Raw genomic sequence first — 13203 nt, forward strand, 5'->3', positions numbered from 1 at the left:
GCCCGACTGTCAACCCAACGTTGACACCTGTCCGGTCCGGCTCACACCAGCGGCGGATTCAACTGCCGGAACCCGTCCTGCGTCCGATACGGGTAGTACGGATACGGGGCCTTGACCTCGCTCGCCGCGTCCAGCCTCGCCACCTGCTCCGGCGTCAGCTCCCAGCCGATGGCCCCGAGGTTCTGCTTCAACTGCTCCTCGTTGCGCGCCCCGATCAGCACCGTGGACACGGTGGGTCGGCGCAGCAGCCAATTGATGGCGATCTGCGGGATCGCCCTCCCGGTCTCCTCGGCGATCTCGTCCAGCGCGTCCACCACGCGGTACAGGTGCTCGTTCTCGGTGGGCGGCCCGAACTGCGCCGTCCGGTGCAGGCGGCTGTCGTCCGGCAGCGGCCGTCCGCGCCGGATCTTCCCGGTGAGTCGACCCCAGCCGAGCGGGCTCCACACCACGGCGCCCACGCCCTCCTCCTTGGCGAGCGGCATCAACTCCCACTCGTAGTCCCGGCCGACGAGCGAGTAGTACACCTGGTGCGCGACGAACCGCGGCCGCCCGTGCTTGTCGGCCTCGGTGAGCCCCTTCATCAGCTGCCAGCCCGCGTAGTTGGAGACGCCGGTGTAACGGACCTTGCCCGCACGCACCAGGTCGTCGAGCGTGGCCAGCACCTCCTCGACCGGCGTGCTCGCGTCGTAGGCGTGCAGCTGGAACAAGTCGATGTGGTCGGTGTCGAGGCGCCGCAGTGCGGCGTCGACGGACGCGATCAGCCGCGACCGCGACACCCCGGCGTCGTACGGTCCCTCGCCCGTCGGCAGTGCGGCCTTGGTCGAGATGAGCGCCTGGTCGCGCCGCCCCTTGAGCGCCGCGCCGAGCACTTCCTCGGACGCCCCGTCCGAGTACACGTCGGCGGTGTCGAACAACGTGACCCCGTGCTCCAGGCTCAGATCCACCATGCGCCGCGCCTCGTCGATCCCGGCGGTGCCCCACGCGGAGAACAACGGACCCCGCCCGCCGAACGTCCCGGCCCCGAAACTCAGCGCCGGAACCTTCAGGCCGGACGTCCCCAACTGTCGGTACTCCATGACGAACCCCTCGCGCGCTCGGTCGATTGGAAGCTCTGCACGCTCTAACGGGGTAGGTGTCCCGTTAGGGCGTGTCGTGACAGTAGCAGAGAGGGGATTCGTAATGGAACCACAGGCCCTTTAACGGTTCGCAGGCTCGGTCGCAGAGCCCGATCCGGTCAGAAGGTCGCGGTGATGGAGAATTGAACGGGCAGGAACCGCCGCACCACGTCAGGGGAACCAGACCGATGCCCGCTGCCCACGTCACCCTCGCCGACGTCCTGAGCACCGCCGCGCCGGAAGCGACCGGCGCCCTCTGGCGGCTCGACGGAGCGGCCCGCCAACTCGACGCCAACGTCGTCCGCCTGCGCCCTGGTGGAGGCGGCGACGCCTACGTGGAGGCCGAGCTCGACGTGCTCCTCGTCGTCGTCGAAGGTCGCGGCACGCTCCACCGGGCCGGCGTCGACGAGGAAGTGGCGCCCGGCACCCTCGTGTTCGTGCCGCGCGGCGAGCGGCGCGCGGTCAGCGCCGGCGAGGACGGGCTCGTCTACCTCACCGCGCACCGCAGGCGACCCGGCATGGCCATCCGCCGCGCCGAACCGCAGGTGACGGCAGAGGGCGGCGAAGCGCCCTGCCTGCTGCCCCGCGTGTGCGCGTCCTGCGGCCGGGCCGCGGACGACGCCGCCGCCCAGTACTGCGCCCGGTGCGGGGAGCGCCTCCAGGGGTAGCGCGAGCCGCAGTGATCCGGCCTTCCTTGAGTCGAAGGGATCACGCCAGACGGCACGGTCCGCGCCTCGACTCCCGCCGAATCTGCGGGATGCGGCGTCACATCCCCGTAACTTCTCGCCACTGATTCAATACGCGAAGTTACCGAAATCCGGGGGTGCGGGATGAAGTCCGCGGCCGTCCCCGGCAGACTCTGCGGCGCGGCGGCCGCGTACTCGGGCAGCGGTCGCCAGGGGAGGGAGCACCATCGGGGAGTCCGCGGGCGTGGGGCACGCGGACTCCCCGACCCGCCGCCCCGACACCCCGGAAATGCTGCGCGGCACGGAGCCCGCCGCTGGTTACGGTTCCGGCATGGCCGACTACCGCATTGAGACCGTCCGCAACGGCGACCGTGACTGGACCGCCCGCAACGACCGCGGCGCCGAGGTCCGGATCGCCCCCGCCGACAGCGAGGGCGCCCAGCCCTCGTTCACCCCCGTCGAACTGCTCCTCGCCGCGCTCGGCGGCTGCGGCGGCCTCGTCGTCGACCGCACGGCCCGCACCGTGCCGCACGACGAGCTGCGCATCACCGTCGAGTCCGTGTCACGGGCGGAGGACGACGGGCGGGTCGGGGCCGTCCGTGTCTCGTACGAGATCGAGCTGCCCGAGGGTGACAAGGACGCCGCCGAGGCGCTCGAACGCGGCATCCGACTGACCCACGAGAAGTACTGCACGGTCAGCCGCACCGTCGAACACGGCGCGCGCGTCGAGGCGTTGGGCCCCGACGGCACGATGCTCTTCATGGGCGGCTGACCCGGCCGGCCGGTGGCGATGCGTCACCGGCCAGTGCCCTACGGCAGTGCGTGCACCTTCGGACCCACCGCGTTCGACCAGGCGTTGCCCGCCGTCGCGTCCCAGTTCGTGGACCACGTCATCGCGCCGCGCAGCCCCGGGTACGTCTTCGCGGGCTTGAAGGAGCCGCAGCCGGTGCCGCGTGCCAGGCAGTCGAGCGCGTTGTTCACGACCGACGGAGCGACGTAGCCGCTGCCCGCGCCGCGCGTGGACGCCGGCACGCCGAGCCCGACCTGCGACGCGTCGAGGCCGCCCTCCAACTGGATGCAGGCGAGCGCCGTGAGGAAGTCGACGGTGCCCTGGCTGTAGACCTTGCCGTCGCAGCCCAGCATCGAACCGCTGTTGTAGTACTGCATGTTGACGACCGTGAGGATGTCCTTCACGTTCAGCGCCGTCTTGAAGTACTCGCCGGACGTCGACTGCATGTCGATGGTCTGCGGCGCCATCGTCAGGACCAGCTTGCCGCCCGCCTTCGCCGACAACTGGCGCAACGCCTTCGACATGTACGTCGAGTTGAGCCCGTTCTCCAGGTCGATGTCGACGCCGTCGAAGCCGTACTCCCGCATCAGCGCGTACGCGCTGTCCGCGAACGCGGTCGCGGAGGCGTCGCTGTTGACCGAGACGCTGCCCTTCTCACCGCCGACCGACAGGATCACGGACTTGCCCGCGGCGTGCTTCGCCGCGATGTCGGCCTTGAAGTCGGCCGCGGACGCGTAGCCGACCGCGGGATCCAGGTTGAAGGCGATCTGGCCGGGCGTGGTCGTGGCGTCGGCGAACGACACCGCGATGATGTCGTACTGCGACGACACGTCCCGCAGCTTCTGCACCGTCGCGCCGTTGTCGAAGTTCTGCCAGTACCCCGTCAGCGCGTGCTTGGGCACGGAGCCGCCGCCGGGATCGCCACCGGACGCGGCCGTCTTCGCGGTCACCGCCGGCGACTTCGCGGACTCGCCCGCCGCGTTCGTCGCCGTGACCTGGAAGCTGTACGAGGTGTCTGCCGCGAGCCCCGTCACGGTCGTCGAGGCGCCCGTGACGGCCGCGACCTTCGTGCCGTTCCGGTACACGTTGTAGCCGGTGGCGTTCGAGACCGGCGTCCAGGACAGGCCGATCGAGGACGAGGTGGCCGTGCCGGCCGTGAGCCCGCCGGGCACGGCCGGGACCACGACCGGGTCCGTGCCGCCGCCCCCGTCGGGACCGAAGACGCTCACATCGTCGGCGTAGTACGCGCTCTGCCCGTACCAGCCGTGCGTGTACACCGTCACGGACGTCGTGCTCGCGCCGGTCTTGAAGCTCGTCGTCAGCTGCTGCCAGGAGGAGCTGCCCGGTGTCCACGTCGACACATCGGTGGTGCCGGTGCCGCTCGCGCCGAGATAGGCGTAACCGCCCTGCACCCAACTGCTCAGCGAGTAAGTCGAGTTGGGAGCGACCTTGACGGTCTGGCTGCACTGCGCGTTGTCCTGGCCCGACGGGGTGCCCTTGAGGGCCTTCGCGCCGCCGTGCACGGGCGAGGTCACCACGGAGCCGCTGCCCGCCGTGCACGTCCAGTTGCCCAGGTCCGACTCGAAGCCGGCGTTCTTGGCCACGTTGGTGTCGGCGGCCTGCGCGGGGGCGGCGAGCGCGGTGACGCCGAGCGACGCGGCCGCCACGACGGCGAGCACGAGGCCGGGTCTGGGTCTGGGTCTGCGATGGCGTGCACGGTCCACGGGGAGCCTCCTGGGAAGAGGTGGGGATGCTGCGGATGTGAACGGTGGCCACCGCTGTGTGCGCCAAAGTTGGTTCAGACCAATCGAGTTGTCAAGACCTCTGGCACGCACGGGAACGGCGCCGGACGGGAGGTCCGGCGCCGCTGAGGAAGGTGGAAGGTCGGAGGATTCAGCTGAGTCCGCGCAGGTAGGCGGCCTGCCCCACGTGCTGTAGGTCGTCCGAGAGGACGCTGACGAGCCGGACCCCCAGGGTGACCGGCGGATCCCAGCCCTCGTCGACGACGCGGTCGAGATCGGCGTCCTTCAGGCCGCCGAGGAACCCGATCGTCTGCTCGTGCACCGCGTCGTAATAGCCCACGAGGAGCTCGCCCGAGGCGACCCGCACCTGGCCGACCTGCTTCGGCGTGTGCCCGAACCCGGTGTCCGAGTCGGCGAGCGGCAGACCGAACCGCTCCGCCCAGCCGCCCGCGAGCCACACCTGCTCCAGCCCCGCGGCGTCGGCGACATGGTCGTCCTGAACGCGGGTGAGGTGCCAGATCAGCCAGGCAATGGAATTCGCCGTGTCCTCGGGGCGCTCGTGCAGCGCGTCGACGGAAAGTCCCTCGACGGCCGCGTGCACCTCTTCCTGAATACGGTGGTAACCGTCCACGAGTACGTCATGTGAGCGCATGCGTGCAGTCTCCCCGACGCCGGGGATTTCGGCCAACGAACGCCGTGAATATGCCCGGAGACTGGCGTGAAAGCCATGGTGACACCACCTCCCAAGTGCCGATACTTGACAGGGGAACGGTTGAACGTTGTTCGTGAGCGGCGTCCCACGGGCCAATTGCCCTGTCAATAATCGCCGTTGCGGTGGATCACTGATCGTTTGGCACAACAGTCAATGCAGTCGGGCGCCAGACAATGGGGGAGACCGTGCACGACGAATTCCTGTGCCATGTCACCGCGTACGGAATCTGCGGCGGCCGGCGCGTGGGTGTTCCGCTCGGCACATATCGCGCCCCCACGCTCGCGCTGGCCCTGTGGTGGCTGCGCGACCGGGCCATGTGGATGGCCGACCGCCTCGACCCGCGCCCCGGCCTGAGTCACTTACCCGAGGGTGCGCTGACGCCCATGGCCGATGACGCACCCGATGTGCCGGAACAACTGCGGACCTGGTGCGCCGACGCGGACCAACAGGAGAACATCGCGGAGGAATTGGCCTCCGGGCGGCTCGTCAGGATCGTGACCCGCGACGACACCACCGAGTACGAACTCCTCGCCGAGTCCGTCGACGCGGTCCGCATGGCCCGCACCCAGCCGCGCCGTCGCGGCCCACGGCGTCGTATGACAGTTACCAATAGTCACTGACAAGGGTGAACGGCGCTTGATCGCACCGACTCCGGGGCAGTCTGATCACGCTCAGTTAAGAACGATCACTCCGGGGTCACGCAATGAAACCCTTCATGAAGCACAGATCCGTGCTCCTCGCCCTCACGCTCCCCCTCCTCGGCGGCGCCACGACCTCCCTCGCACCCACCGCCTCCGCCGCGCCCGCCGCCGTACCGCCCGGCCAGGTCTGCTTCTGGACCGAGATCGGCATGCACGGCCAGGCCTGGTGCTACGGACCGCCCGGCTACGCCGACGCGGAGAACGGGACGGCGCGCCACGCCGCCTCGTTCGACTCCAAGGTCACGGGAACCGTCTACGCCATCAGCTACACCTCGACCGGCTGCGTCTACCGGGAGATCCGGCGCGACGACTACTCGGAGAACTGGGAGTGGGCCGGAAAACTCGACGGTGTCTCCGACACCACCATGGGGTGCGAGCAGGGCTGAGCCCGCCATGAACCGCCGAACCCGCGCCCTCACCGTCCTGGCCTGCGCCCTGCTGCTCCCGCTCACGGGCTGCACCACCGAGCACACCGACAGGCCCTCCCGAACACCCGACGACACCATCGGGGCCGCGACCCAGGCCCTCACCGACCGCTGCCTCACCCGCCAGGGCCTCACACCGCCCCGGCCGGGACAGCGCCCGGCGAACCGGGCGGAGGAACAGCGTGTCGCGGCCGCCCTCTTCGGCCGGCCGCCCGCCGAACTCTCCCTGACCCTCGCGAACGGCATCCCCGTACGCGCCCACACCGACGGCTGCCTGGCCGCCGCCCAACGCACCCTCTACGGCGACCAGAAGCGCTGGTTCCAGGTGTCGACCGTCGTCAACAACCTCAAGCCCGAGGCCGCCCACCGCGACCTCAGCCTCGCCTCCGTGCGCGCACGACACCGCGCCGAACTCACCGACTGGCAGCGTCTGCGGGCCCGCGCGCTCGACGCGTCCAACCGCGTGCTGCACATCCCCACCCACTGACCCAGCAAGGAGAACAGACCACATGAAGCACCCGATCGCCCTGGTCACCGCCGCGGTCCTCGCCCTCGGCGGCGCCGCGCTCCCCGCCACCGCGTTCGCGGCCCAGTGCCCCAGCGGCGAGTTCTGCGCCTGGACCGACGCCAACTACACCGGAATGCGCTGGAACTGGTCCGGCGACGACCACGACTGGGAGGACGGAATCCAGGACGAGGACTCCTCCTGGGCCAACCACGGAATCTCGGGACCAGGCATCAAGGACCACGTCCAGGTCTACGAGAACCCGGGCCTCGTCGGCTTCGGCACCGTCTGTCTGTCGCCCGGCCAGGAGATCCCGTCCAACGGCTGGGCCAACGACAGCGGCGACTCCCACACGTGGACCATGGAGTGCTGAACTCCCGTCACAGTGAGGTGAGGTCAGAACGTGTCGCCGGTGTGCGGCACTAGCTCCGTGCGCAGCGCGGCGTCGAGCATCGACGCCGCGCCTTGCGTGTGCTCCGTCACCAGACCCGCGCGCACCAGCGCCGCCACCGGCGTCGCCGCCATGTACGCGGTCGCCAGATCGCGGGCCTCCAGACTTAGGTCGGGGGCGTCTTCCGTGGGCGCGTACGAGAAGCCGTCCGGCGAAGCGATCAGGCGGAACGTCCCCGCGTTCGCCGGGAGCCGTGCGTCACGGACCTCCAGCACCACATCCACGGGCGCCGCCCACGCGCGGGCCGCGAGCGCCGCGCGCACGTCCACCAGGCGCACCCACAGCGCCGGTTCGAGACTCTTCACGCTCACCTGGTCGCGGTCGGCCGCGAACAGCAGAAGGGGATCGTCGAGGGCCCTGCCGTACGCGCGCACCGTGCCCGTCAGGTCGATGTCCGTGAGATACCGCCACAGCGCCGCCGCTTCCTCGGGCCCGTCGGCCTCGAGCTCCTCCACGCTCACCAGGCCCGGCACATCCCTGACGCAGACGCCCGGCTTCGTCCGGTAGATCGCGTAACCGGCGAGCGGGTCGCCGAGCGTCACCACGCGCGGCGGCGACAGGTGCTCGTCCTCCTCGTCCTTCCGCGCCATCCACTGCTCGCGCCACCACGCCCGCGTGCGCGCGTGCCGGCCCGCCCGCAGCCCGCGCGTCCTCTCGAAGTACGGCGCGAGCACGGCGGGCACCGAATCGGCGTCCAGCAGGTGCAGCGGACGCTCGTCGGGCGGAATACGCAGCGCCAGCGCGCGCCGCGAGTCGATCTCCACGGTCGCCCCGTACGTGCCGGGCCCGAAGCCGAACCGGCCGTAGATCGACGCCTCGGACGCCCACAGCGCCGCCAGCGGTGCGCCCTGCTCGGCCCAGCGGGAGAACAGCTCGGCCATCATCGCGGACAGGATGCCGCGCCTGCGGTGCGTGGGCGCGACCGAGACGTACGACAGGCCGGGGGAGGGCAGGTCGGCGCCGCCCGGCACGGAGACGGTGAAGGGATGCGCCGCGGCGAACCCGACCAGTTCTTCGCCGTCGTACGCGCCGATCCGCAGACAGCCGGACAGCATCTGCTGTTGCTGCTTGCGGCGTTCGTCGTCGGGCGACTCGTGGAAGACGAGATGGGCGAGCGCCAGAGCGCGGTCGATGTCGGACTCGGGAACGTCGCGGAGGCGGACGGAACCAATGATCATGATCATCGACTGTAGCGGCGCCCCGCCGGTACCCACCTCAGCGGCACCGACTCCGTTGAGATGGGCGGGCGGCGGGGTCCGGGCCGCCCTGGTGCGTGCGGCCGCGCTCGTGCGCCGCACACCCGGGCTTCCGTCCGAAGGGGCCGGACGGATGCACCCGGGCCCGATGAATCTCACCCGGGTTCGCCCCGGCCGCGCAGCCTGTCGCCGAGCCGCCGCATGCCGCGTCGGGCATGGCTCTTGACCGTGCCGAGCGGCCAACCGGTGCGCTCGGCGATCTGGGGTTGCGTCAGGTCCTCGTAGAACGTGAGACGCAGCACGGTGCGCTGGGTGCTCGGCAGGCGCGCCAACTCCTGGGACAGCACCAGGCGTTCGACGACCGCGTCCATGCCGGCGTCGGTCGCGGGTTCGCGGCCGACCGAGGACGCGTGCCGACCGGCCGCCGCCTCGAACAGCGCCGCGCGACGGCTCCGGGCGGCGAGCGCGTCCGCGACCCGGTGCCGCGCGATGCCCGTCAACCAGGCGGACAGTGGGCCGAGTTCGGGCCGGTACCCGGACCGGCCGCGCCACGCGGCGAGGAACACCTGCTGCATCACGTCCTCCGCCTCCGAGCGGTCACCGAGCGCCCGCTGAGCCAGGCCCCGCACCAGCGGCGCCCAACGGCGGTACACCTCGGCGAGGCAGGCGACATCCCCCGCGGCGAGACCGTCCGCCAGGGCGGTCTCCGACACCTCGCGCGGGTCGATGTCCCGCGCCAGCAACCCTGGGATCCTCAACGCCCCGTCAACTCCTCGAAACGATCCGGAATTCGACTCGTGATGGCCAGGACCGGACGCGCGCAGCGCTCCCGGGTCACGGCCCGGTCATCCTGGAAACGACTCCCGCCGCACGACAACCCGCATCGGTTGTGCGTCGTATCGTGGGCCGATGGACGAGGGGCGGAACGTGCGCGACGCGGCAGAACCACGAGCGGCGTCAGCGGAGGCGGGCGTCACCACCGGCGCCCTCGCCAGGCGGCTCGGGGTCTCCCCGACGACCCTGCGCAGCTGGGACCGCCGCTACGGGCTCGGGCCCGCGCAGCGCTCGGCGGGACACCACAGGCGCTGGACCGCCGAGGACATCGCGGTCGTCGAGGAGATGTGCCGGCTGACCACGACGGGCCTGCCGCCCGCCGAGGCCGCGCTCCTCGCGGGGAAACGACTGGCGACGGAGCCCGCCGGGCTGCCGCTCCAGCGCCCCGCACCGGCCGCGCCCGCCGAGCCGGCCACGCTGGAGCGCCAGTGCCGGGGCATCTCCCGCGCCGCGACGCGCATGGACGCGCCGACCGTGCAGAACCTGCTGACCGAAGCCGTGGCGCAGCACGGCCTCGTCACCGCCTGGCAGGACGTGATGGCGCCGGTGCTGCACGCGGTGGGCCGCAAGTGGGAGGAGGCGGGCGACCGGTACGTCGAGGTCGAGCACCTGCTGTCCTGGCATGTCTCGCGTACCCTGCACCGCGCCGCCGCCCCCGCCGAGTCGACCCTTGAGCTGCCGCCGCTGGTCCTCGCCTGCGTCCCCGCCGAACAGCACGTGCTCGCCCTGGAGGCGCTCAGTGCCGGGCTGAGCCAACTGGGCGTGCCGCAGCGGATGTTCGGGGCTGCCGTGCCCGTCGAGGCGGTGTCGGCCGCGGTCCGTCGGATCGGGCCGCGCGTCGTCGTGCTGTGGGCGCAGGCCCGATCCACCGCGAGCCTGCCGCTGGCCCGGCACCTCGCCGAGACCCGCTGGGGCGTGCGCGGCGCCCGAGGCAAGCCCGCGGTGATGCTGGCGGGGCCCGGCTGGGCGGGCCGTGGTGTGCGCGGCGCGCTGCATCCGGTGACGCTGCCGCAGGCCCTCGACCAGATCGGGCGCCACTACCCGGAGGTCAGTCGAGCCCCCGGGCCCGCCTGAACCGGGCAAGAGCGTCCGGCAGGTCGACGATCGGGTCCGGATAGTCGCCGAGGGCGGCCCGGTCGAGGCCGGCCGCCTTCCATGGCGTGTGCACCGCGGAGCCCGCGACGTCCGCCAACTCCGGCACCCAGCGCCGTACGTAGGCGCCGTCCGGGTCGTACCGCTTGGCCTGCGTCACCGGATTGAGTACCCGGTTCGGACGGCTGTCCGTGCCGGTGCCCGCCATCCACTGCCAGTTCAACTGGTTGTTCGCGACGTCGCCGTCCACCAACAGGCTCAGGAAATGTCGCGCGCCCACCCGCCAGTCCACGTACAGCGTCTTGACGAGGAACGACGCGGTGAGCAGCCGGCCCCGGTTGTGCATCCAGCCCTCGTGGCGCAGCTGCCGCATCGCCGCGTCCACGACCGGGTATCCCGTCCGCCCCTCCTGCCATGCCTCGACCTCCCGAGGCGCGCGGCGCCAACGGTCGTGGTGCGTGCGGTAGTCGGCGTGCGCGGCGTCGGGGCGCGCCGCCAGCACCTGGTGGTGGAAGTCCCGCCAGGCCAGCTGACGCACGAACGCCTCAGCGCCGGGGCCACCCGCCGCGCGCGCCCGATGCACCGCCTCGACGGGCCCGACGGTGCCGAAGTGCAGATGCGGGGAGAGCCGCGAGGTCGCGTCGCCCGCCAGATCGTCGTGCCGGTCCTCGTACGCGGCGATCCCCGAACGCAGCCACGAGGTCAGCAGCGCCCGGCCCGCCCGTTCGCCGCCCTCGGCGAGCCCGGGCGACACCCCCGCCACATCGGCCCGTTCGGGCAGCACCTCGCCGCCGACGCCGTCGGGCACCCGGACGGCGCGCGGCGCCCGCACGACGGCCCGCGTCCCGTGCTGGGCCCAGTGCCGGTGGTAGGGCGTGAACACCGCGAAGTGATCCCGGGCGCCGGGCGTGACGGCGCCCGGCGGAACGCAGGTGACGACCCCGTCGTGCGCCACCAGGTCGCAGCCGAGGCGGTGCAGCGTGTCCCGCAGCCGGTCCTCCCTGCGGTGCGCGTACGCGGAGACACCGCCCGCCACGTGCACCGTGCACGCGTCCGTCTCGGTCACCACCTTCGCCACTTCGTCGATGACGGCGCCCGAGCGCACCACGAGCCGCCCGCCCCGCTCCCGCAGCGCCGCGTCCAGGTCCCGCAGGCAGTCGGCGAGGAACGCCTCCCGGTTCGGGGCGAGGAACCCCGCGACCCCCGTGTCCCGGACGAACAGCGGCACCACGGCGTCCGCCGCGGTCAACGCCGCCCGCAGCGGCGGGTGATCGTGCACCCGGAGATCGGAGGTGAACAGGACGACGTGGACACGCACGGAAAGGCTCCTGGTGGGCAGGGAGGCGAGCGGGCTACGTCAGGCCTTCCCGGCCGAGGCCGCCCACGGATGCACGATCACCCGCACGGGGCGCCCCCGCCGGGACCGCGCTCGGCCGTGGCCGCGATATTGCGGGCCATCCCGCCGAACACCACGGAGTGGAACGGCGCCACGCTCCACCAGTACGCCTGGCCCGCGAGACCGTGCGGATGGAACAGCGCCCGCTGACGGTAGCGGGAGCGCCCGCCGTCCGCCCGCTCCACCGACAGCTCCAGCCAGGCCAGACCCGGCAACCGCATCTCGGCGCGCAGCCGCAGCAGCCGGCCCGGCTCGATCTCCTCCACCCGCCAGAAATCCAGCGAGTCGCCGACCCGCAGCCGCGCCGCGTCCCGCCGCCCGCGCCGCAGCCCCACGCCCCCCGCGAACCGGTCGAGCCACCCGCGCACCGCCCACGCCAAGGGGAACGAGTACCAGCCGTGCTCCCCGCCGATGCCCTCCACCACGTCCCACAGCCGCTGCGGCGAGGCCTCGACGAGCCGCTCCCGATCGTCCGTGTACAGGCTGCCGCCCGCCCAGTCCGGGTCGGTGGGCAGCGGATCGCTGGGCGCGCCGGGCAGCGCGGCGGACGACCAGCGCGTGACCACCTGCGCCTCCTGGACGCGGCGCAGCGCCAGCCGCACCGCCTCTTCGAACCCGATCGGGGAACCCGGCGGATACGCCACCCACTCCTCGATGTCGCGCTCGTGGCAGACGACTTCGTGGCGCAGCGACTCGGTGAGCGGGCGGGCGATGGAGGCGGGCACGGGCGTCACCAGGCCGACCCAGTGGCTCGACAGGCCGGGGCTGAGCATCGGCACCCCGACGACGACGCGCCGCGGCAGCCGCGCCACCTCCGCGTACCGCAGCATCATGTCGCGGTAGGTGAGCACGTCGGGGCCGCCGACATCGAAGGCGCGGGACACCCGCGACGGCATCGCCGCGCTGTCCACGAGGCAGCGCAGCACGTCGCGGACCGCGATCGGCTGGATCCGCGTGTGCACCCAGCTCGGCGTCACCATCACCGGCAGGCGCTCGGTCAGGTAGCGCAGCATCTCGAACGACGCGGAGCCCGACCCGATGATCACTGCCGCCCGCAGGACGGTCGTCGGCACGCCGGAGGCCAGCAGGATGTGCCCGACCTCCGCCCGCGAGCGCAGATGCGGCGACAGCTCCCGCTCGGGCACGCCCGCGGGCGTCAGGCCGCCCAGATAGACGATCCTCCGCACGCCTGCCCGGCGGGCCTCCTCGGCGAAGGCCGTCGCCATCTCGCGGTCGGTGCGCTCGAAGTCCTTGCCGGTGCCGAGCGCGTGCACCAGGTAGTACGCGACGTCGATGCCGTCCAGCGCGGCGCCGAGCGAGTCGCGGTCCGTGACGTCGCCCCGCACGACCTCGACGTCGCCGGCCCACGGGTGATCACGGAGCTTGGCGGGGGAGCGGGCCAGGCAGCGCACGTGATGGCCCGCGTCGAGCAGTTCCGGCACGAGGCGGCCGCCGATGTAGCCGCTCGCCCCGGTGACCAGGCACCGCTGCCCGGCACGTTCCGCGTCCATGGGTCTCCCTCGCTCGCCCCCTGTCCATCACTCCACCACCGTCCGCC

The 13203-nt window shown here is 72.1% G+C and carries 14 protein-coding genes; 7 read left to right on the plus strand and 7 right to left on the minus strand.

Annotated elements, in window-relative coordinates; translation table 11 throughout:
- Positions 1 to 41: 41 nt before the first annotated feature.
- Entirely contained in the window at positions 42 to 1076 is a 1035-nt protein-coding gene (locus tag ACP4E5_RS44785) for an aldo/keto reductase (protein ID WP_425840615.1), read from the minus strand.
- Between the two features lie 227 nt (positions 1077 to 1303).
- On the opposite strand from ACP4E5_RS44785, the gene ACP4E5_RS44790 reads away from it, so the two are divergent.
- Both ACP4E5_RS44790 and ACP4E5_RS44795 read left to right on the plus strand, forming a co-directional pair.
- The gene (locus tag ACP4E5_RS44790) at positions 1304 to 1783 is read left to right on the plus strand and encodes a cupin domain-containing protein (RefSeq protein ID WP_425840617.1); all 480 of its coding nucleotides are present in this window, start codon (positions 1304 to 1306) and stop codon (positions 1781 to 1783) included.
- 262 nt (positions 1784 to 2045) lie between these two features.
- Entirely contained in the window at positions 2046 to 2573 is a 528-nt protein-coding gene (locus tag ACP4E5_RS44795; RefSeq protein ID WP_425840619.1) for an OsmC family protein, read from the plus strand.
- Between the two features lie 38 nt (positions 2574 to 2611).
- Here ACP4E5_RS44795 and ACP4E5_RS44800 read toward each other — a convergent pair whose 3' ends face one another.
- Complete coding sequence (locus ACP4E5_RS44800; protein WP_425840621.1) at positions 2612 to 4315, minus strand: chitinase; 1704 nt, start codon at positions 4313 to 4315, stop codon at positions 2612 to 2614.
- 169 nt (positions 4316 to 4484) lie between these two features.
- Complete coding sequence (locus ACP4E5_RS44805) at positions 4485 to 4985, minus strand: mycothiol transferase (RefSeq protein ID WP_425840624.1); 501 nt, start codon at positions 4983 to 4985, stop codon at positions 4485 to 4487.
- Between the two features lie 245 nt (positions 4986 to 5230).
- Here ACP4E5_RS44805 and ACP4E5_RS44810 point away from each other — a divergent pair, with 245 nt between their 5' ends.
- From ACP4E5_RS44810 to ACP4E5_RS44825, 4 genes are all read left to right on the plus strand, one after another.
- Complete coding sequence (locus tag ACP4E5_RS44810) at positions 5231 to 5665, plus strand: hypothetical protein (protein ID WP_425840627.1); 435 nt, start codon at positions 5231 to 5233, stop codon at positions 5663 to 5665.
- Positions 5666 to 5760: 95 nt separating this feature from the next.
- Positions 5761 to 6132, plus strand: coding sequence for a hypothetical protein (locus ACP4E5_RS44815; protein ID WP_425840630.1), 372 nt, complete (start codon positions 5761 to 5763; stop codon positions 6130 to 6132).
- Positions 6133 to 6139: 7 nt separating this feature from the next.
- Positions 6140 to 6658 carry a hypothetical protein gene (locus ACP4E5_RS44820; RefSeq protein WP_425840633.1) on the plus strand — a complete coding sequence of 173 codons (519 nt, stop codon included), beginning with the start codon at positions 6140 to 6142 and terminating at the stop codon, positions 6656 to 6658.
- Between the two features lie 22 nt (positions 6659 to 6680).
- Entirely contained in the window at positions 6681 to 7049 is a 369-nt protein-coding gene (locus ACP4E5_RS44825) for a peptidase inhibitor family I36 protein (protein ID WP_425840636.1), read from the plus strand.
- A gap of 23 nt (positions 7050 to 7072) precedes the next feature.
- Here ACP4E5_RS44825 and ACP4E5_RS44830 read toward each other — a convergent pair whose 3' ends face one another.
- Together ACP4E5_RS44830 and ACP4E5_RS44835 are read right to left on the minus strand one after the other, a co-directional pair.
- Positions 7073 to 8305, minus strand: a complete 1233-nt coding sequence (locus tag ACP4E5_RS44830; RefSeq protein WP_425840639.1) for a GNAT family N-acetyltransferase — start codon at positions 8303 to 8305, stop codon at positions 7073 to 7075.
- A 173-nt stretch (positions 8306 to 8478) separates the two neighbouring features.
- Entirely contained in the window at positions 8479 to 9081 is a 603-nt protein-coding gene (locus ACP4E5_RS44835) for an RNA polymerase sigma factor (protein ID WP_425840642.1), read from the minus strand.
- A gap of 151 nt (positions 9082 to 9232) precedes the next feature.
- Between ACP4E5_RS44835 and ACP4E5_RS44840 the strand changes: the two genes are divergently transcribed.
- Entirely contained in the window at positions 9233 to 10231 is a 999-nt protein-coding gene (locus ACP4E5_RS44840) for a MerR family transcriptional regulator (RefSeq protein WP_425840645.1), read from the plus strand.
- On the opposite strand, the gene ACP4E5_RS44845 is transcribed toward ACP4E5_RS44840, so the two are convergent.
- Both ACP4E5_RS44845 and ACP4E5_RS44850 read right to left on the minus strand, forming a co-directional pair.
- The gene (locus ACP4E5_RS44845) at positions 10206 to 11567 is read right to left on the minus strand and encodes a cryptochrome/photolyase family protein (RefSeq protein ID WP_425840647.1); all 1362 of its coding nucleotides are present in this window, start codon (positions 11565 to 11567) and stop codon (positions 10206 to 10208) included. The genes ACP4E5_RS44840 and ACP4E5_RS44845 overlap by 26 nt on opposite strands.
- Before the next feature lie 77 nt (positions 11568 to 11644).
- On the minus strand, positions 11645 to 13156 hold the full coding sequence (locus ACP4E5_RS44850; protein ID WP_425840650.1) for an SDR family oxidoreductase: 1512 nt from the start codon (positions 13154 to 13156) through the stop codon (positions 11645 to 11647).
- Between the last annotated feature and the right edge of the window lie 47 nt (positions 13157 to 13203).

The sequence above is a fragment of the Streptomyces fractus genome (assembly GCF_049844455.1).
Classification (GTDB): Bacteria; Actinomycetota; Actinomycetes; order Streptomycetales; family Streptomycetaceae; genus Streptomyces; species Streptomyces fractus.